The 18,656-nt window shown below is 75.0% G+C and carries 15 protein-coding genes; 4 read left to right on the top strand and 11 right to left on the bottom strand.

Features of this window, described 5'->3' with window-relative positions:
• Window positions 1-80: 80 nt before the first annotated feature.
• Both U5640_RS40920 and U5640_RS40915 read left to right on the top strand, forming a co-directional pair.
• Window positions 81-2,240 (top strand): FUSC family protein, encoded by a 2,160-nt coding sequence (locus U5640_RS40920; RefSeq protein WP_340384287.1) that lies wholly within the window; start codon window positions 81-83, stop codon window positions 2,238-2,240.
• A gap of 8 nt (window positions 2,241-2,248) precedes the next feature.
• A complete protein-coding gene (locus U5640_RS40915) occupies window positions 2,249-3,439 on the top strand; it encodes a PP2C family protein-serine/threonine phosphatase (RefSeq protein ID WP_340384286.1) in 1,191 nt (396 codons plus the stop codon).
• Between the two features lie 544 nt (window positions 3,440-3,983).
• Here the strand turns inward: U5640_RS40915 and U5640_RS40910 are convergent.
• From U5640_RS40910 to U5640_RS40900, 3 genes are all read right to left on the bottom strand, one after another.
• A complete protein-coding gene (locus tag U5640_RS40910; protein WP_340384285.1) occupies window positions 3,984-5,174 on the bottom strand; it encodes an MFS transporter in 1,191 nt (396 codons plus the stop codon).
• Between the two features lie 93 nt (window positions 5,175-5,267).
• The gene (locus U5640_RS40905) at window positions 5,268-6,395 is read right to left on the bottom strand and encodes a HoxN/HupN/NixA family nickel/cobalt transporter (RefSeq protein WP_340384284.1); all 1,128 of its coding nucleotides are present in this window, start codon (window positions 6,393-6,395) and stop codon (window positions 5,268-5,270) included.
• A gap of 102 nt (window positions 6,396-6,497) precedes the next feature.
• A complete protein-coding gene (locus U5640_RS40900) occupies window positions 6,498-7,535 on the bottom strand; it encodes a LacI family DNA-binding transcriptional regulator (RefSeq protein ID WP_340384283.1) in 1,038 nt (345 codons plus the stop codon).
• A gap of 126 nt (window positions 7,536-7,661) precedes the next feature.
• On the opposite strand from U5640_RS40900, the gene U5640_RS40895 reads away from it, so the two are divergent.
• Window positions 7,662-8,813: a Gfo/Idh/MocA family oxidoreductase gene (locus U5640_RS40895; RefSeq protein WP_340384282.1), complete on the top strand. Its 1,152-nt coding sequence runs from the start codon at window positions 7,662-7,664 to the stop codon at window positions 8,811-8,813.
• 105 nt (window positions 8,814-8,918) lie between these two features.
• Here U5640_RS40895 and U5640_RS40890 read toward each other — a convergent pair whose 3' ends face one another.
• From U5640_RS40890 to U5640_RS40880, 3 genes are all read right to left on the bottom strand, one after another.
• Window positions 8,919-10,634 (bottom strand): GAF domain-containing sensor histidine kinase, encoded by a 1,716-nt coding sequence (locus U5640_RS40890; protein WP_340384281.1) that lies wholly within the window; start codon window positions 10,632-10,634, stop codon window positions 8,919-8,921.
• 235 nt (window positions 10,635-10,869) lie between these two features.
• Window positions 10,870-11,574, bottom strand: a complete 705-nt coding sequence (locus U5640_RS40885) for a pyridoxamine 5'-phosphate oxidase family protein (protein ID WP_340384280.1) — start codon at window positions 11,572-11,574, stop codon at window positions 10,870-10,872.
• Window positions 11,575-11,708: 134 nt separating this feature from the next.
• Window positions 11,709-12,206, bottom strand: a complete 498-nt coding sequence (locus tag U5640_RS40880; protein ID WP_340384279.1) for a flavodoxin domain-containing protein — start codon at window positions 12,204-12,206, stop codon at window positions 11,709-11,711.
• Between the two features lie 158 nt (window positions 12,207-12,364).
• Here U5640_RS40880 and ppk2 point away from each other — a divergent pair, with 158 nt between their 5' ends.
• Complete coding sequence (gene ppk2 / locus U5640_RS40875; protein WP_340384278.1) at window positions 12,365-13,168, top strand: polyphosphate kinase 2; 804 nt, start codon at window positions 12,365-12,367, stop codon at window positions 13,166-13,168.
• Window positions 13,169-13,175: 7 nt separating this feature from the next.
• Here the strand turns inward: ppk2 and U5640_RS40870 are convergent, their stop codons facing one another.
• The 5 genes from U5640_RS40870 to U5640_RS40850 form a co-directional block, all read right to left on the bottom strand.
• Window positions 13,176-14,051 carry a universal stress protein gene (locus tag U5640_RS40870; protein WP_340384277.1) on the bottom strand — a complete coding sequence of 292 codons (876 nt, stop codon included), beginning with the start codon at window positions 14,049-14,051 and terminating at the stop codon, window positions 13,176-13,178.
• Window positions 14,048-15,070, bottom strand: coding sequence for a zinc-dependent alcohol dehydrogenase (locus tag U5640_RS40865; RefSeq protein ID WP_340384276.1), 1,023 nt, complete (start codon window positions 15,068-15,070; stop codon window positions 14,048-14,050). Before U5640_RS40865 ends, U5640_RS40870 begins: the two co-directional genes overlap by 4 nt.
• Window positions 15,071-15,095: 25 nt before the next feature.
• Entirely contained in the window at window positions 15,096-16,001 is a 906-nt protein-coding gene (locus tag U5640_RS40860; RefSeq protein ID WP_340384275.1) for a universal stress protein, read from the bottom strand.
• Between the two features lie 737 nt (window positions 16,002-16,738).
• Window positions 16,739-17,653, bottom strand: a complete 915-nt coding sequence (locus U5640_RS40855; protein ID WP_340384274.1) for a universal stress protein — start codon at window positions 17,651-17,653, stop codon at window positions 16,739-16,741.
• Between the two features lie 146 nt (window positions 17,654-17,799).
• Window positions 17,800-18,528, bottom strand: a complete 729-nt coding sequence (locus U5640_RS40850; RefSeq protein WP_340384273.1) for a DUF429 domain-containing protein — start codon at window positions 18,526-18,528, stop codon at window positions 17,800-17,802.
• Between the last annotated feature and the right edge of the window lie 128 nt (window positions 18,529-18,656).

Genomic DNA, 18,656 nt, shown 5'->3' with positions numbered 1-18,656 from the left:
GCGGCCGACAATGAGGTGGCGGGGCGCGGTCCGCCCCGCTCGCGATGCCTCGGGGGCGTCGGCCCGAGAGGAACGTGCTCATGCGCGCTGAGGCTTCGCCGACCGCCCGGATCGGCACCTTCCTGGCCGACGCGGGGTGGGCGGGGATCCTGCACCGGGCGGTGCGCGTGACGGTGGCGTCGGCCACGGGCTTCTACGCCTTCCTGTACGGCCTCGACGAACCGGTCCTCGCCCTGTACGCGCTGTTCGGGCCCATCGCCCTCGGGCTGCTGTCCGCCGTCCCCGGCTCCGGGCGCCAGCGTGCCGAGGTGATGCTGAAGGCGCTGCCGGTGGGCCTGGCGCTGGTGACGCTGGGGACGGCGCTGGCGGTACGGACCTGGGCGGCGGTGCTCGGGATGCTCGTCGTCGGCTTCCTGCTGGCGTTCGCCGCCGTCGCGGGTCCCCGTCCGGCCGGGGCGGCGCCGGGGCTCCAGCTCTTCTACATCCTGGCCTGCTTCCCGCCGTACGCACCGCAGACCCTGGGGCTGCGGCTGGCGGGGCTCAGCACGGGGGTGGTGCTGCTGGCGGTGTGCGAGGTGGTCCTGCTGCCGCAGCCCGGGGGCGCGACGTACCGCTCGGGCGTGGCGAGGGCCGCGGCGATCGCGGGCGACACCCTCGCCGGCCGGACCCGGCTGCCGCCCGCGACGCTGCGGGCCGAGGGCGAGCGGCTGCGGTTGTCGGTGTTCGCGCCCGCCGAGCGTCCCGCGGGCCCGGGCCGGGCGGCGCGGGGCCTCGCCCAGGCCGGTTCGGCGTCCCGTCGGCTGCTGGAACAGCTGGCCCGTCTGACGGAGACGGGGCAACTGCACCACCTGCTCGGCGGCGTGGGCGGGCCCGGCGACCGGGCGTCGAGGTGGCTGCTTCCCCAGGTGGCGGCGCGCTGCGCGGACAGTGCCGGCACGCTGCGCACGGGCCGCCGCGCGCCGGTCCCGCGGCGGCTGGACGAGGCGATCGGTGCCTTCCAGCGGATGCGGATGCGGCAGGAGCCGCGGACCGGCGCCGAGGGACCGGGGACGGCGGCCGTGCTGCGCCGGCAGGCCGCGCTGCTGGGGGTGGCCGAGTCGGTGCGGGCGCTGGAGATCTCCGTGCGGGTCGCCCTGGACGGACGGCGTACCGGGCCGATCGAGCCGCGGGAGCTGTTCTGGTACACGGACGCGCCGACGGCGCGGCTGTGGGTGCGCCGGTTCGCCGGGAACCTGACCGTCCGCTCGGTGCAGTTCCACAACGCGCTGCGGATCGCCCTCGCCCTGGGCGCGGCCCGGCTGGTGGCCGGGTCGCTCGATCTGACCCACGGCTTCTGGGTGCTGCTGGCGGTACTGACGCTGAGCCGGACCACCGTCGGGGAGACCTGGGCGGCCATGCGTCAGGCGGTGGCCGGGAACCTGGTGGGCGCCGTCGCGGCGGGCGCGCTGCTGATCGGCCTCGGCGAGCACACCGACGCCTACGCGGCGATCCTGGCGCCGGGAATGCTGATCGCGTTCTCGATCGGGCCGCTGCTCGGCATCGCCTGGGCGCAGGCGCTGTTCACCCTGGTCGTGGCGACCGCGTTCGCCCAGATCACGCCGGCCACCTGGCGGCTCGCGGAGGCACGGATCGTGGACGTGGTGACGGGCAGTCTCATCGGTCTGCTGTGCGCGCTGCTGGCGTGGCCTTCGGGGGCCCGGCGCGAGGTGCGGCGGACCATGGCCGGGCTGTTGCGCGAGTGCGCGTCGCTGATCCGGGCGACCGCCGCGGCGCTGGCGGCGGTGCCGCCGGGCTCCGCGCCGCCCCCGTCGACGTTCCCCGCGCTGCACCGGATGCGGCTGGCGGAGTCCGCGTACGCGCAGTTCCGCAGTGAACCGGCGGCCCGCGCCGAACCCGGCGCCGACTGGCACCGCGTCCTCATCGCGACCCATCAGATCCTGCTCGGCGCCCACTGGCTGCCCCGCTTCGACCTGCCCGCGGCCCCTCTGCCGCCGGACGCCGTGCGCCGGGCGTGGGCCGACGCCCGGGCGACGGCCGGGACGGTCGAGCGGCTCGCGGCACGGTGCGACGGGGAGCGGCCGCCGCCCGAGGAGGCGCGGCCGAGGACCCCGCCCGCGCCGGCCCCTCCCCTGGTCACCCTCGTCGACCTGGAGGCCTGGCTGCTGAGCCTGACCGCGCAGCTCTCCCGGGTCGAGGCGGCCCTGCCGGAGGCGGCCGGCCCGCACGGGCGCGGCCGGTAGGGGCGTCCGTGTCCCGCTACAGCCTCGACGCCGCGCTGCGGCCCCCGTCCCCGCGGCGGGGGTGGGTGTGGTGGCTGCCGCTGATCGCGGTCGCCGTCGACGTCCTGGTGGAGGCGGTCGTGCGGGGCCAGGAGCCGGTGAGCTTCATCCTGATCGCCGTGCCACCGCTCGCGGCCGCGACGCGCGGCCCGCGCGGGACCGCACTGTCGACGGTGGTCTGTCTCGGCCTGCAGATGTGGATGGCGGCCCGCCGTCCCGGCCACTTCGCCGAGGAGCACCATGTCGCCGTGTACGTCGGGACGATCCTCATCGGGATCGCCAGTGTCGCGCTGTCCCGGCAGCGGGAGCTGACGCGGCGGCATCTGATCCGGGCGCACTCGGCCGCGGAGGCCATGCAGCGGACCCTGCTGCGTCCGGTGCCGCGCCGGCTCGGCCCCGTGCGCGCCGCCGGGTTCTACGAGGCCGGGGTGGGCGGCACGCTGGTGGGCGGGGATCTGTACGACGTGTGCGAGACGCCGTTCGGGGTGCGGGCCATCATCGGTGACGTCCGGGGCAAGGGGCTGGGCGCGGTGCAGACGGTGGCCGCGGTGCTGGGCAGCTTCCGGGTGTCGGCCCACGAGTGGCGGAGCCTGAGCGGGCTGGCCGAGCGGCTGGAGCTGAGCATCGCCCGCAACGGCCCGGCCGGTGAGGACGGCGACCCCGAGCTGTTCGTGACGGCGCTGGTGCTGGAGTTCCCGCCGGGCGGCGGCGAGGTGCGGATCGTCGACCGCGGGCATCCGGCGCCGTTGGTGGTCGGTGCGCGGGAGACGCGGCGGCTGGTCACGGAGCCCGGACTGCCGCTGGGCCTCGGAACCCTCGCGGTGGGCGGGGCCGCGACGACCGTGCATCCGCTCGCGCCGGGCGAGGTTCTGCTGATGCACACGGACGGGGTGAGCGAGGCGCGCGACGCGGACGGCGTCTTCTACCCGGTCCTGCGCCGGCTCGGCGAGCGCTTCCGCGGGGAGTGCGCCCCGGACCCGGAGGCGGTGGTGGCGTTCGTACGGTCCGACTCCGAGCGCTGGTCGGCGAGCACCGGCGACACGGACAACGACGACCGGGCCGTGCTCGCGCTCCGCCCGGACCCGGCGCAAGCGCCTCCGGCCACCGAGAAGCGGTCCCACCGGACCGCCTCCGCCCACCCGCCGGACCACCTCCGGTGAGCCCGCCACGACCGCCCGGGCGGGGCCGACAGGTCTACGGCGCCGGGGACGCCGACAGGGTGCGGCGCGCGGGCGGCGCGGTGACCGCGGCGACGGGCAGCGCGCGGGGTGAGGCGGTGCTTGGGAGAGGGGTCGGGGGGCGTCGCGTGAGGCCGGGGGCGTGCGGGACGGGGCGTCCGCGGGACAGAGGCGTCACGCGGGGCGGCAGCACCGGCGCGATCGGCACCCGGCACCCGGCGCCCGCCGAGTTCGCCGCACCATTCGGCCCGAACCTGCGCGGGCAGCGCCGACCGAGGCCCGGGCACGACACGGCAGCCCGACACGTCCGCCGGCCCTTACGGCACCGAACGCCCGCCGTGACGTCGACCGGAGGCGTGGGCCGGGGGCGGACCGTCGGGCAGGTCCGTCGTCCGTGCGGCGCCCGACGCACGCGGACCGGCAGGGCAGGTCCGTCGGCCTGTGGGCGGGCGCCGACGCGGTGCCGCCCCCGGGTGTGGAAGTGCGGGCCGCTTCTCCGGGGTGCGGGCCGTGCCGACGGGTCGCGTCAGGTCTGCGCGGGCACCGGACGTCGCCTGAGATAACCGGCCGCGACCGTGACCAGCACCGCCATGCACGCGATGAACACCAGCCCCGCGCCCTCCAGACCGAGGGGCACCGTCAGCACTCCGACGCCGATCACCGGCACCGAGATACCGGCGTAGGCCACCACGAACAGGGTGGAGATGACCGCCGCGCGCTGCTCCGCGGGCGAGGCCCCGGCCACCGCGGACAGCGCCCCGCGGAACGCCAGTCCCTGGCCGAACCCGCCGACGACCGCGCTCAGCACGATCAGCGCCAGCAGGTCCCAGCGCAGGGCGCCGGCGAGCAGGGCCAGGCCGGCGAAGAGCACGGCGCAGCCGACCGGCAGGGAACGCCCCACCCCGACCCGGCCGACGGCCAGCTGTCCGGCGGTCGAGGCGAAGAAGGCCAGGGCGACGACCGCCCCGCTCACGGCGTGATCGTGCACGTCCAGCGACTCGGCGAGGAACGCCGGGCTGACCGAGGTGAACACCCCGAACAGGGCGAACCCGGCGAAGGAGGCGATCGCCGCGGGCACGAACACCGGCCGCACCCGCCGGGGCAGTCCGGGCCGCTGCGGCCGTACCGTGCTCGGCGGGCGTGGCTCGCGCACGGTCTCCGGCAGCCACATCAGGGCGACGGCCGAGGCGGCGACCAGGACGAGGTGCACGGCGAACGGCAGGTACAGGGGCCAGGGCGCGTACTCGGCGAGCACTCCCGCGAGCAGCGGCCCGCAGCCGAGCCCGCCCATGTTGGCGGCCGTCGCCACGAACGTGGCCCGCGAGGAGCCGCCGCGCGGCGCCAGGTCCATCACGTACGCCGTGGCCGCGCCGGTGAACAGTCCGGCCGAGAAACCCGACAGGAGCCGGCCCGCGTACAGGGCGCCCAGCCCGCCGGCGAGCAGGAAGCAGACCGCGGCGGCCGCCGCGCAGCCCAGTCCCGCCAGCAGGACCGGGCGTCTGCCGACGGTGTCGGAGGCGTTGCCCGTCAGCAGCAGCACGCCGATGACCCCGAAGGCGTACACGGCGTAGACGACCGTGACGGTCAGCTCGGAGAACCCGAACTTCTCCTGGTACAGGGGGTAGAGGGGGGTCGGCAGGGTGGTGCCGGCCATGCAGACGGCGAACACCGCCCCGCTGAGCAGACACGGCCCCCACCCTCGGCGATCACCATCCACCCGCCGACGGTAACCCGGCGGACCGCCCGGCCCCGACCGACGTGCCGGGCCGGCTCGCGGCCCCGCGGCCGGTGTCCGACGTGCCGGGTACGCCTACGCCGGGTACTCCACCTCGCCGGACGGCGCCGCCGTCCACTTCTCCTCGATGCGGCACACCTTCCACACGGCCAGCGCGATCACCCAGGCCACCAGGAAGAGTCCCACGACGACGAAGCCGACGGTGTTGAGGTCGAGGCCGGAGACCCAGTCCCAGAACACGCCGTGGAGACGGAGCCGCTCGGCGAGCAGGCCGAGGAGTTCGACGGTGCCGATGACCAGGGCGACGGCGACCGACAGCGCGGTGACGGTGAGGTTGTAGTAGACCTTGCGGACCGGCTGGGAGAAGGCCCAGCCGTAGGCGAAGTTCATGAACGAACCGTCGAGGGTGTCGAACAGCGACATGCCCGCGGCGAAGAGGACGGGCAGACAGAGGATCGCGTACCAGGGCAGCCCGGAGGCGGCGCCGGAGCCCGCGAGGACGAGCAGGGCGATCTCCGTCGCGGTGTCGAAGCCCAGGCCGAAGAGCAGGCCGAGCGGGTACATCTGCCACGGCTCGGTGATGGACCTGGTGAAGCGGCCGAGGAGGCGGTTCATGAAGCCGCGGCTGTTCAGCCGCTCCTCCAGTGCCGCCTCGTCGAAACGGCCCGAGCGCAGTTGCCGGAATACCTTCCAGATCCCCGCGAGGACGACCAGGTTCACGGCCGCGATGAGGTAGAGGAAGGTCCCCGAGATCGTCGTACCGATCAGGCCGGTGACGTCGTGCAGCGCGGAGCCGTCGTCGCCGACCGGACCGGCGAGGCTCTTGACGCCCAGGGACAGCAGGACGGCCAGGGCGAAGACGACGCTGGAGTGGCCGAGGGAGAACCAGAAGCCCACCGAGAGCGGGCGCCGTCCCTCGTGCATCAGCTTGCGCGTGGTGTTGTCGATGGCCGCGATGTGGTCGGCGTCGAAGGCGTGCCGCATGCCCAGCGTGTAGGCCGTGACGCCGATCCCGATGCCGAAGGACTGCGTACCGACGTTGTGGTGCTCGGGCGCCACGATCACGACGAGGGTGAACCACCCGATGACGTGCAGGGCCAGCACGAAGGCGGCCATGCCCCCGGCTCTCGCCCATTCCTCACGGGTGAGAGCGGTGCGGACACGGTGCCAGGGCGAGGCGCCGGGGGGCGACTTGTCGGTCATCGCGAGGGCTGGCTTCCTGAGGGGGGACGGCTGCAGGTCCACCCTTCTGCTCAGCACCCGTACCTGCAAGTCAGTTGCAGTAAAGCTCCTGATCGTTTTCGGTCATCGACGGGAAAAGCCGTCGCCCGGGCCGCTCCCCGCCCGTGCGGGAGGGGCGGTCGTGCCCCGCACCTGAAGGGTCGGCGGCGACAGGACGGTCCGCTTCGGGCGGGCCGGGTCCTCGATGCGGTCGAGGAGGTGCTGGGCGGCGGCGCGGCCGATGTCGTGGCTGGCGTTGTCCACCGTGGTCAGCCAGAGGTGGCGCAGCCGGGAGAGGTAGGTGTTGTCGTAGCCGACGAGGGAGAGGTCCCGGGGGACCTGGAGGCCCGACTCCTCGGCCGCCGACAGGGCGCCGACGCAGGCGATGTCGTTGAAGGCGAAGACGGCCGTCGGCCGGTCGGGGGCGCTGAGCAGCCGGACCATGGCCCGGTAGCCGCCCTCCTCGGTGAGGTCGCCCTGCTCCACCGTCGCGTCCGCCGCGAGCCCGTGTTCGGCCATGACCGTCTCGAAGCCGCGACGGCGCAGTGCGCCGACGACGCCCTGTCCCGCGATGTGGGCGACACGGCGGTGGCCGAGGGCGATGAGGTGCTCGGTGGCCAGCCGCGCGCCGTGCTCGTCGTCGCCGGCGACGACGTCGACGCGGGGCAGATCCGGCTCGCGGGCGCCCGCCACCACGGTGGGGATGTGATGGGCGGCGTCGCGCAGCGCCTCGGAGGGGGGCAGGGTGCCGACCGCGACGAGTCCGTCGACTCGCAGTTCGGTGAAGGTGCGGGTGAGGTCCTCGCCGAGGCGGCGGTTGAGGCGGCCGTCGGCGAGCAGCATGCGCAGGCCGCTGTCGTGGAGCCGGGAGTTCAGCCCGTCCAGCAGTTCCACGAACCAGGGGTTGCGCAGGTCGTTCAGGAGGACCCCGACCGAGCGGGTGCGGCGCTCGCTCAGGCTGCGCGCGGCGGCGTTGGGCCGGTAGCCGAGGTCCTCGACGGCGGCCAGTACGGCCTGCCGCTTCTCGGGGCGCACCTGGGCGGAGCCGCGCAGGACGAGGGAGACCAGGGACTTCGACACCCCGGCGCGTTCGGCCACGTCACGGATCGTCGGAGGTCTCATGAGGTGGACCGTTCCACAGGGTGACCGGCTTGTCAAAGGGGGGTCACAGGGTTGACACCTGCGGATTCGAGGCCCAGGGTGAGGCACGTCGCGTTGTGGAACGGTCCAAAGACATAAAGGGGTGTCATGGCAAGCACGCTCGGTGTCGCCGTCGTGGGGTTCGGCTGGATGGGACGGGTGCACACCCAGGCGTACGCCAGGATCGCGCACCACTATCCGCACCTGGGCCTGCGCCCGGAGCTGGTCCTGGTCGCGGAGGAGGTGCCCGGCCGGGCGGAGGAGGCGGCGGAGCAGTTCGGCTTCGCCTCGACCACCCGGGACTGGCGCGAGGTGGCCGCGGACCCGCGTGTCCAGGCGGTCAGCATCACGGCGCCCAACTTCCTGCACCGGGAGATCGGCGTCGCCATGGCCCGGGCCGGCAAGCACATCTGGATCGAGAAGCCGGTGGGCCTGAGTGCCGAGGACGCCGGGGCGGTCGCCGACGCGGTCGCCGGGGCGGGCGTGCAGGGCACCGTGGGCTTCAACTACCGCAACGCGCCCGCCGTGGAGGCCGCCCGCGAGCTGATCGCCTCCGGGGAGATCGGCACGGTCACCCATGTCCGCGTCCGCCTCTTCAGTGACTACGCGGCCCACCCCGAGGGCGCCCTGACCTGGCGCTACGAGCGGGCACGCGGCGGCAGCGGGGTCCTGGGCGACCTCGCCTCGCACGGGGTCGACCTGGCCCGCTTCCTGCTCGGCGACATCGCCTCCCTCACCGCCGACACCGCGGTCTTCGTCCCCGAGCGGGCCCGTCCGACCGGCGCGACGGCCGGCCACAGCCGCGGCGGCGGTGAGCCGGGCCCGGTGGAGAACGAGGACTACGTCAACTGCCTGCTGCGCTTCGCCTCCGGCGCCCGGGGCGTCCTGGAGGCCTGCCGGGTCTCGGTCGGCGAGCAGAACAACTACGGCTTCGAGGTGCACGGCACCCGGGGCGCGGTGTTCTGGGACTTCCGCCGGATGAACGAACTGGGCGTCAGCCGCGGCACGACGTACCAGGACCAGCCGGTGAGCACGGTGTACGTGGGCCCCGGCGCGGGCGAGTACGGCGCGTTCCAGCCCGGCGCCGCCAACGCCATGGGCTACGACGACCTGAAGGTCGTGGAGGCGTACCGCTTCCTGCGCTCGATCGCGGAGGGCACGCCGTACGGCACGACGCTCACGGACGCGGTGCGCAGCGCCGCCGCGCTGGAGGCGATGACCCGGTCCGCCGCGACGGGCACATGGGTGGACCCGGCGTGAGCGCGCCGCGCACCGGGTGACCGGCGCGGCGCGCGTCACCGGCCCCGACGAGGACCGCCGGGGCCACGGCTACGGCTACGGCTACGGCTACGGCTACGGCTACGGCTACGGCTTCAACGGTGCCCGCCACACCAGTGACGTGCCGCCCTCGGCGGGCCGCGTCCGATCGAAGGTGCCGCCGAGCTGTTCGGCGCGTTCGGCCATGTTGCGCAGCCCGCTGCGGCGGCCGCCGTCCGGGATGCCCACGCCGTTGTCCGTGACCGAAAGGCGCACCTCGCGGCCGTCGGCCGCGAGGACGACCTCGACGCGGTCGGCGCGCGCGTGGCGGGCGATGTTGGTGAGGGACTCCGAGAGGACGGCCACGACATGGTCGGCGACCTCCTTCGGCACGTCGGTGTCGAGGAGTCCCTCCATCCGCACACTGGGGGCGAAGCCCAGGACGGGGGCCGCCTCGCCCACCACCCGGACCGCGCGGGCGCGCAGCCCGGTGCCGCCGGCCCCGTCACGGGTGCGCAGGCCGAAGATCGTCGACCGGATGATCTTGATGGTCTCGTCGAGGTCGTCGACCGCCCGCGCCACCCGCTCGGAGGCCTCGGGATGCTCGATGAAACGGCCCGCGCTCTGGAGCGTCATACCGGTCGCGAACAGCCGCTGGATCGCCAGGTCGTGCAGATCGCGGGCGATGCGGTCGCGGTCGGTGAGGACGGCGATCCGCTCGGCGTCCTGCCGGCGCTCCGCCAGCTCCATCGCGATCGCCGCCTGCCCCGCGAACACCTGGAGCGGCTCGGTCTCCTTCTCGGTGAACGCAGTGTCCCCGGACGCCCTGACCAGCAGGACGACACCGCGTGCGCCGCTGTCCCCGGTGCCCACCGGGACGGCCACCGCCGGACCGAGCCCGGTCAGGCGCAGAGGGCCCGCCGCCATCCGCTCGTCCTCGGTGACGTCCGCGCTGATCACGGCGGTCACCGTGGAGAAGGCCTCACCGATGAGGTTGCCCCCGGCCGGAAGGACCAGGCCCCGCAGCGCCTCCGCCTGCGCGCCGAGGGCGAGTTCAACGGTGAGGGAGCCCGTCTCCTCCATGGGCATGGCGACCACGGCCAGCGCCGCACCGGTGATCTCCCGGGCCCGCCCGGCGATCAGACCGAGCACCTCGGCCCGCCCGGCCCCCGACATCAGACTGTGGGTGATCTCCGCGTTCGCCCCCAGCCAGCGCTCCCGCAGCCGGGACTCCGCGTACAACCGGGCGTTGTCGATGGCCACACCGGCGGCCACGGCCAGGGTGAGCGTGACGGAGACGTCCTCCTCGTCGAACTGGCCGCCGCCCCGCTTCTCGGTCAGGTAGAGATTGCCGAACACCTGGTCACGGACCCGGATCGGGACGCCGAGGAAGGTGTTCATCGGCGGATGGTGGGGCGGGAAGCCGTACGACGCGGGATGCGCGGAGAGCTTCGCCAGCCGCAGCGGCTCGGGGTGGCGGATCAGCTCACCCAGGATGCCGTGCCCCTCCGGGTAGGGGCCGATGCGGGCGATCTCGTCCTCGCTGACCCCGACGGTGTGGAACGCCGACAGCCGTCTGCCGTCGGGGCCGATCACCCCGAGCGCCGCGTACTCGGCGTCCACCAGCACCGCCGCCGCCTCCACGATGCTGCGCAGCGCCTGCTCCAGGTCGAGTTCCCGGCCGACCGAGAGCACCGCCTCCAGCAGGCTGTGCACCCGGTCCCGGGTGCCACGGGCGGCGTCCAGCCGTGCCTGCAGCTCCTCCAGCAACTCGTCGAGCCTGAGTTGAGGCAGCCGAACCCGGGCCTCCTCTGGGCTTCCCACCTGCGCTCCTCCAGGTCCCCTGACCACGCCGGACACCCATCGGTCCGATCATGTGCCACGGTAGTGCCCGGCGAACCGGGGCGGAACCGGTGGGGCCCGGTCGTCCGGTCCGGCCGGCCAGGGGGCCGTTCGGCGTCCGGAGCGGGACGTCCGGCACTTGGCCGACGGGGGCTTTCCGTACGACCCTGGGTGCAGGAGCGGCACCGATCCCCCGCGGTGTCGCTCCGTCTCCGTGTCACCCGACGGGCGCCTCGCGCACCGCGCGCCGGCCGATCCGGCGCCCCGTGACGGCGTACGGCTGGATCCGCACCCAGACGTCACGCCGGCCGCCGGCCCACGGGGCGCTGTGGACCTGCCGTGCGAGGCGCTGTGCCTCGTCGAGGTCGGTCACCATGCGGGCGTGGCCGCGCACCAGGACGCTCCAGCCCTCGCTGAACACGTCGTCGATGCGGTCGACCTCGAAGGCGACGGGACAGCCGACCGCCAGGGACGGCGTCGCGCCCCGCGCGGTCCTGAAGACGATCATGCCGTCGACCACGCTGTAGTTGACGGGCACGATCACCGGCGCCTGAGCGGTGGGCACCGCCAGCCTGCCGACCCCGTGCGTGGCGAGCAGATCGCCGCACTCGGTGCGGGTCAGCTCGGTGAAATCGGGCGTGTGCCCGGCCTGTCCGGTGCCCGGCGGGAGGTCGGCGTGGCCGCCGGTGAGGGCCGACACCGTGGTCCCCAGCACGCCCGCCAGGCTGAGCAGGGCGCCCCGGTTCGGGGCGGCTCCGGGGTGCCGCTCCAGATGGGCCAGGTAGCTGGGGGCCATGCCGGCCCGTTCCGCGGTCTCCCGCAGCGACAGCCCGAGCACGGCTCGCCGCGCGGCGAGCCGGCGGCCCAGATCTCCGGCGGGCGGTCCTTCGGTGACCTGCGTCGGTGTCTGCTCGGCGGCCATGGCCGTCACGTCCTTTCGCGGCTGCGTGCAGGGGGATGCGGGGGTGTACGGCTGGGGGGTGTACGGCTGGGGTGCGTGCGGATGCGGGGACCGGGATGCGGGGATGCCGGGACACGGGGAGGGGTCGAAACGCCCTACGAGCGGTTCAGTTCGCGGGCGATCCCGTCCGCCCAGGTCTCGATCGCGCCGAAGTCCCGGAAGTCGCCGCCCTTGCCCGAGCGCAGGATCATTCCGGCCACCCGGCCCTTCGCACCCTCTTCGAGGCACCCGCCGAACGTGATGTGCTCCCGGGCGTCCAGGCCCGCCATCGCCCGCCGCACCCCCCGTACGGGCGGGATGTCCCGCTCGGACGCCGAGGGGTCCAGCGGGCCGCTGCTGAAGAGCCAGACGGGGCGTCCGGCCAGCGTCCGGCGGTGGCGCCGCACGAACCGGCGGGCGTCCTTGTGCCAGCGCCCGGCGTACAGCCCGCCGCCGACCACCACGGCGTCGTACGGGGCCACGCTCGCGACGTCGCGCGCCGGGCGCGCCTCGACGGACAGCCCTCCCTTGCGCAGTACGTCGGCCACCGCTTCGGCGATCTCCGCCGTCGAACCGTTGGTCGTCCCGTACGTGACCAGCACCTTGTCGGCCATGACGGTTCGCCTCCTCCACGATCGGCTCCCGCGTCCGACGACACCGCGCGGGACCCTTCGATCGTCGCGCGCCACGACGGGCGCGGGCAGGGGCCGGTCGGCCCCGTCCCGCGCCGATGGTCCCGTCGGCCGGCGCCCGGGCGGGTAGCGTGACGTCCATGTCCGGCAAGAAGGCGGCGGAGCTGCCGCGCAAGGTGTACGAGAAGGAACTGCTGCGTCTCCAGACGGAGTTGGTGAAGCTCCAGGAGTGGGTGCGGGCGAACGGCGTCCGGCTGGTGGTGGTCTTCGAGGGGCGGGACGCGGCCGGCAAGGGCGGCACGATCAAACGGGTGGCCGAGCACCTCAATCCGCGCGTGGCCCGGATCGCGGCGCTCCCCAAGCCGACCGAGCGCGAGCGCACCCAGTGGTACTTCCAGCGGTACGTCGAGCATCTGCCGGCCGCCGGGGAGATCGTGCTGTTCGACCGGTCCTGGTACAACCGGGCCGGCGTCGAGCAGGTGATGGGGTTCTGCTCGAAGGAGGAGCACGAGCTGTTCCTGCGCCAGTGCCCGATCTTCGAGCGGATGCTGATCGAGGACGGCATCCTGCTGCGGAAGTACTGGTTCTCGGTGAGCGACACCGAGCAGCAGGATCGGTTCCGGCGCCGGCTGGAGGACCCGCTGCGGCGCTGGAAGCTGTCCCCGATGGACCTGGAGTCCCTCAGCCGCTGGGAGGCGTACTCCCGGGCGAAGGACGAGATGATGGTGCACACCGACATCTCCGAGGCGCCCTGGTACGTCGTCGAGAGCGACGACAAGCGCACGGCCCGGCTGAACATGATCGCCCATCTGCTGTCGACGGTGCCGTACCACGAGGTGCCCCCGCCGGTCCTGGAGCTGCCGCAGCGGCCGCCGTCGACCGGCTACCAGCGCTCGCCGCGCGATCTGCGGACGTACGTCCCCGATCACGCGGCGGCTCTCTGAGCGCCCCTCACTCCGGTTCGGGCACCACCGCGACGGCGCAGGCCGCCCGGTGCAGGACCCCGTGCGCGACCCGGCCGAGCTGGAGCCCGAGGTTCCCGTGGGTGCGCCGGGCGCCGACCACCAGCAGGCCGGCGTCCCGGGAGGCGTCGAGGAGGACGTCACGGGCCGGGCCCTCGACGGTACGGCGGCGCAGCCCGACGTCGGCCGGGACGTCCGCCAGGGCCTCCTCCAGGGCCTCGGCGGCCCGCTCCTCGTGCAGGCGCGCGGGCTCCCCGCTCAGCAGGGGGTGCGCCACGCTCTGCCTCGCGGGGCAGCGCCAGGCCCGTACGGCGTCCAGGGGCACCCGGTGCAGTCGCGCCTCCGCGACGGCGAAGCGCACCGCCGCCGCGTCCTTGCCGTGCGCCCCGACGCCCAGCACGACCGGGCCGTGTGCCTGCGCGCCGGAGCCGTCGCCGTCGCCGCGGACCACGATCACCGGGCAGTGGGCGTGCGCGGCCACGGCGAGGCTGACGGAGCCGAGGAGCATCTCGCGGACGCTGCCGCGACCCCGGGCGCCTAGCACCAGCACGCAGGCGCCGCGCCCCTCCCGCACCAGGACGTACTCGGGCTCCTCGGCGACCACCTCGGCCGACACCGCCAGCTCCGGCCGCCGCTCGCGGGCCCGGCGGGCGGCCACCGCCACGATGTCGTCGGCCCTGACCTCCTCGGCGGGCTTGTGGTCGCCGACGAGCGCCGTGCCCTCGTAGCGCTCCCAGAGGGAGGCGTACACCACCCGCAGCGGCACCCGGCGCAGCACGGCCTCGTCGGCGGCCCGGTCCACCGCGCGCAGGCTCGGCGCGGAACCGTCCACGCCGACCACGACCGGCCGTTCGTCGGTCCTCACCGGTGCGCCCCGAGGTCGAAGACGATCCGGGCCCTGACCTCGCCGCGCAGCACGGCCTCGATCGACTCGTTGACGCTCTCCAGCGGGCGGACCTCGTGGATGACCCGGGTGCGGCCGGCCGCGTGCAGCTGGAACACCTCGGCGAGGTCCTGGCGGGTGCCGACGATCGAGCCGATGACGGAGGTGCCGTTGAGGACCGTGTCGAAGATGGGGAGGCGGACCGTGCCGTGCGCGGGCAGGGCGACCATGACCAGCTTGCCGCCGCGCCGCAGACCGGAATGGACGGCGGAGAAGGCGGCCTCGTCCACGGCCAGCGCGATCGCCGCGTGGGCGCCGCCGTGCCGCTTGAGCGCCTCGCCCACGTCGTCCTTGCGGGCGTCGATGAGGATGTCCGCGCCGAGGTCGGCGGCCAGGTCGAGCTTCTCGTCGGTGACGTCGATCGCGGCGACCGTGGCGCCGGCGATCTTCGCGTACTGCACGGCGAGATGGCCGAGCCCGCCGACGCCGGAGACCGCGACGAGCTGCGCCGGCCGCACGCCGGCGACCTTCAGCGCCTTGTACGTCGTGACGCCCGCGCAGGTCAGCGGGGCGGCGTCGAAGGGGCTGACGCCGTCGGGCACGGGCTGCGCGAAGTCGGCCCGGGCCAGCATCTTCCCGGCGTAGCCGCCGTCGCAGCCGTAGCCGGTGTTGACCTGCTGCTCGCACAGGGTCTCCCAGCCCGACAGACAGTGCTCGCAGCGTCCGCACGCGGTGCCCAGCCACGGCACGGCGACACGCTGTCCGACGGCGAGGTGGGTGACGCCCTCGCCGAGCTTCTCGACCAGGCCGACGCCCTCGTGACCGGGCACGAACGGCGGACTCGGCTTCACGGGCCAGTCTCCGTGCGCGGCGTGGATGTCGGTGTGGCAGAGCCCGGAGGCCTCCACCCGGACCCGGACCTGACCGGGACCGGGTTCGGGGTCGGGGCGCTCCTCGATGACCAGCGGCTCGCCGAACGCTCGGACGACTGCTGCCTTCATGAGGTCAACTCCTGTGGGTGACGCGTCAGTGGTGGGGGACCACGGCGACGGGGACGGTGGCGTGGTGCAGGACCGCGTGGGTGGCATGGCCGATGTGGCTGCCGACCGGGTTGCGGCGGGCGCGCCGGCCGACGACGACCAGGGAGGCCTCGCGCGAGGCGTCCACGAGGTGGACCGCGGGGCTGCCGTAGCGGGTGACCTCGACGGTCTCCACACCCGGGAACCTGGTCCGCCAGGGGCTGAGCGCCTTGGCGAGGTCCTCGGCGGCGCTGAGGGCCAGTGCCTCGTGCAGAGCGGGGTTGGCGGGGGTGCCGTAGGCGTAGTACGGCGGCGGGTTCCAGGCGTGGACGACCCGCAGCGAGGTCTCGCGGCGCAGGGCGGCGTCGAACGCGAACGCGATGAGCGTCTCGTCCGGGTGCGCGGTGTCGAGCCCGAGGACCACGGGCCGGAAGGGCGTCGCGGCGGACGGGATACCCACCGGGTCCGGCTCGTGCTCGTCGGCGGCCTGTTCCAGCGCCCGCACCAGCACCACGGGGCGCTCGGCGTGCGCGACGACCGACAGACCGACCGAGCCGACGATGAATCCGCCCAGGCCGCTGAGGCCGCGCGAGCCGAGGACGAGCAGTTCGGCGTCCTTCGCCGCCTCGGGGAGCACGTCGGCGGGGTGGCCGTAGAGCTGCTCGGTGATCACCTCGAGGCCGGGGTGGCGCAGGGCGATGCCTTCGGCGGCCTCGCGCGGGATGCGCTCGGTCCAGTGCTGCTGGGTCTCCGCGCCGAGGAGCGGCGCCTGGGCCATCGGCTCCGGCACCGGCTCCCAGACATGGACGAGCTTCAGCGGCAGGCCGCGCAGGGCCGACTCGCGGGCCGCCCACTCCGCGGCGGCCCGGCTCTCGGGCGAGCCGTCGAGGCCTGCGGTGACAGTGCGGAGCATGATCTCCACCTCCTGGGACAAGGGATCCGATTCCAGCGTGGTTCTCCGGGACCCTCGGCGGCAGGGGCCGGTGGTCCCGGGTGGGGCCCGAGGGTCCCGGCCGAGGATCTTGGCCGAGGATCTTGGCCGAGGGCCCCGGCCGAGAGTCTTGGCCGACGGTCCGGCCCCGGACGGGGGCCGGCTTCCGCCCGGGGCGCGAGCGGCAGGGGCCGGTGCCCCCGGGCGGTCGGTCCGCCCAGCCCGCAGGGCCGGGCCCAGTACCCCGGAAAGATCCGGTTGCACGGCCGGCGAACCCCGACGGGGTGGCGCCTTCCGCGCGGGCGCGAGCGGCAGGGGGCCGGCTCGATGCGGCGCGGCCATTCGCACGAGCGCGAACGGCAGCAGCCGGTGCCCCCGGAAAGGTCCGGTCGCCCGGGCGCCGAACCCGGACGGGTGTCGCCTTCGGCGCGGGGCCGGGCGGCAGGGGGCGGTGGTCCCAGGTAGGGTCCGACCGTCCCGGACGGGATCGGGTGGCGCCTTCCGCGCGGGGCGCGAGCGGCAGTGAGCCGGTGCCCCGGGAAGGTCCGGATGCCCAGCCGACTCGACGCGGCGCCACCTCGCGTTCGGGCCCGGGCCCGAACGGCAGAGGCCCGGGGCCCCGGAGAGATCCGGTCGCCCGGCCGGCGAACCCCGGCGGGGTGGGGCCTTCCGCACGGGCCCGGACGGCAGCGGCCGGTGGGCCGGGCAGGGGCGTGTCGTCAGTCGTGCGGGACCACCGCGACCGGTGCCGAGGCGTGTTGCAGGACGGCGTGGGTGACGGGGCCGATGCGGCCGCCGACCGGGGTGCGGCGACGCGCGCGGCCCACGACGACCAGGGCGGCGTCCCGGGAGGCGTGCACCAGATGGCGGCCCGCGCCGCCCACGACCGCCTGCTCCCGGACCTCGACACCGGGGAACTTGTCCCGCCACGGGCGCAGGGCCTCGGTCAGCCCCTGCCGCGCCTCCGCCGCCAGCTCGGCGTTGAGATCGGCGTCCAGGACGGCGCCGTAACCGTAGACGGCCGCCGGGTTCCAGCCGTGCACGACCCGCAGTCGCGCGGCGCGGCGGCGGGCGGCCTCGAAGGCGAACTCGATCACCTCGGCGGCCGGGGCGGCGACGTCCAGGCCGAGCACCACGTCGCGGTACGGCGTGGTCTCGGAGGCGGCTCCGGCGGCGTCCGGCAGATGCTCGTCCTCGGCGCGCTCCCCGGCCCGGACGAGGACGACGGGCCGCTCGGAGCGCGCCACGACGGCCTGGGCGACGGAGCCGACGAGGAACCCGGTGACCGTGCCGAGGCCGCGGGACCCCAGCACCAGCAGGTCGGCGTGCGCGGCGGCGGACAGCAGGGCGGGCACCGCCTCCTGCCGGGTCTCCTCGGCGGTGATCCGCAGATCGGGGCGGCGCAGCACGAGCCGGGACTCCGTCTCCCGGAGCAGGCGCGCGGCCCAGTCGCGCTGCCCGGCGAGCACACCGGGCGCGGGGATGCCACCGAGCGGCGCGTACAGGGGGACCACCGGTTCCTCGGCGTGGACGAGCCGCAGGAGTGCCTCCTGCTGGGCCGCCTCGCGGGCGGCCCAGTCCGCGGCGGCGAGACTCTCGGGCGAGCCGTCGAGACCGACGGTGATGACGGACATGTGCGGACCTCCTTGGGGGATGCACCGCAAGTCTCGGGCGAGGCGCCCCCGGGGCGGCAGGGGCCCGAGGTCCCTGCCGGGGACCGAACGGCCCTATCACCCAGCACAAGTGATGCTCCGTCAGGTACGGGAGGGCAGCCGTGCCGTCAGTCGTGCGGCAGGCCGGGGAGGGAGTCGGGGGCGGGAAGGTGGATCCAGCCCTCGGTGCGTGCGGAGCCCGCATCATCGGCGCTGGGCCACACGGTGCGCCCCACACCGACCGCGCGGGCCGTCAGCGAGGCGATCAGCGCGTCGTAGGCGTCCCGGTCGGAGGCGTACGTCAGCCGTGCCGTGCCGGAGAGCTGCAGCCAGGGCGCGGCGGAGATCAGTTCGTCCACGGTACCGAGGGGCAGGCCCCACCGATGACGGGAGGCGGCGGGGTACACCTCCGCCACCCGGCCGGCCCCCGTGCGGTCCACCGGGTGGCCGAGCCGGGCCAGCCGGGCCTGGAGGCGGGCCCAACGGGCGGCGACGGAGCCGAGCTTGTCGAAGGAGACGGACAGCGGGAAGCGCGGGGCGTGCGGGGCGACGAGCAGATCGGTGCGGCGGTAGCGCAGGGCGCGGAGGTCGTCGTCGCCCTCGGTGTCCCGGCCCGGCCAGTCGGGGTGCGGCGCGGCGTGGGCGGCCATCGCCTCGACGAACGCGACGGGCCAGCCGAACGGACAGTCCACGCCGGCCCGGTCCCCCTCCCCCAGGCCGGTGAGCAGCTCCAGCAGGCGTTCGTCCGTGCAGCGCAGGACCGGGGCATGCACGACGGCACGCCCCCCGGACCAGTCGATCACGGACACGGCGGTACGACGGGGGCGCGCGGAGAGGTCCACGCCGACGGTGCGCATCCCGCCAGCATGCCCTGTCCGGGGCCGGGGCCGACCGGCCCGGGCCGGGTGCCGGAGGGCCCATGGAACGCCCGCGGGCACCGGGCACATGCTGGACATGGCAGATCCCGCCGACCCGCCCGGAGGCA

This window comes from Streptomyces sp. SS7, assembly GCF_037993025.1.
In the GTDB taxonomy this organism is placed as follows: Bacteria; Actinomycetota; Actinomycetes; order Streptomycetales; family Streptomycetaceae; genus Streptomyces.
The sequence above is the reverse complement of the archived record's forward strand: the minus strand, read 5'-3'. Positions and strand labels throughout refer to the sequence as shown.

What these genes read in the sequence shown, in the direction of transcription:
- U5640_RS40905 (WP_340384284.1), bottom strand. Translation starts at nt 6,395, where the DNA reads ATGACCGACAAGTCGCCCCCCGGCGCCTCGCCCTGGCACCGTGTCCGC.
- U5640_RS40865 (WP_340384276.1), bottom strand. Translation starts at nt 15,070, where the DNA reads ATGAAGGCAGCAGTCGTCCGAGCGTTCGGCGAGCCGCTGGTCATCGAG.
- U5640_RS40860 (WP_340384275.1), bottom strand. Translation starts at nt 16,001, where the DNA reads ATGCTCCGCACTGTCACCGCAGGCCTCGACGGCTCGCCCGAGAGCCGG.
- U5640_RS40850 (WP_340384273.1), bottom strand. Translation starts at nt 18,528, where the DNA reads ATGCGCACCGTCGGCGTGGACCTCTCCGCGCGCCCCCGTCGTACCGCC.
- U5640_RS40920 (WP_340384287.1), top strand. Translation starts at nt 81, where the DNA reads ATGCGCGCTGAGGCTTCGCCGACCGCCCGGATCGGCACCTTCCTGGCC.
- U5640_RS40895 (WP_340384282.1), top strand. Translation starts at nt 7,662, where the DNA reads ATGGCAAGCACGCTCGGTGTCGCCGTCGTGGGGTTCGGCTGGATGGGA.
- U5640_RS40885 (WP_340384280.1), bottom strand. Translation starts at nt 11,574, where the DNA reads ATGGCCGCCGAGCAGACACCGACGCAGGTCACCGAAGGACCGCCCGCC.
- U5640_RS40855 (WP_340384274.1), bottom strand. Translation starts at nt 17,653, where the DNA reads ATGTCCGTCATCACCGTCGGTCTCGACGGCTCGCCCGAGAGTCTCGCC.
- U5640_RS40900 (WP_340384283.1), bottom strand. Translation starts at nt 7,535, where the DNA reads ATGAGACCTCCGACGATCCGTGACGTGGCCGAACGCGCCGGGGTGTCG.
- U5640_RS40880 (WP_340384279.1), bottom strand. Translation starts at nt 12,206, where the DNA reads ATGGCCGACAAGGTGCTGGTCACGTACGGGACGACCAACGGTTCGACG.
- ppk2 (WP_340384278.1), top strand. Translation starts at nt 12,365, where the DNA reads ATGTCCGGCAAGAAGGCGGCGGAGCTGCCGCGCAAGGTGTACGAGAAG.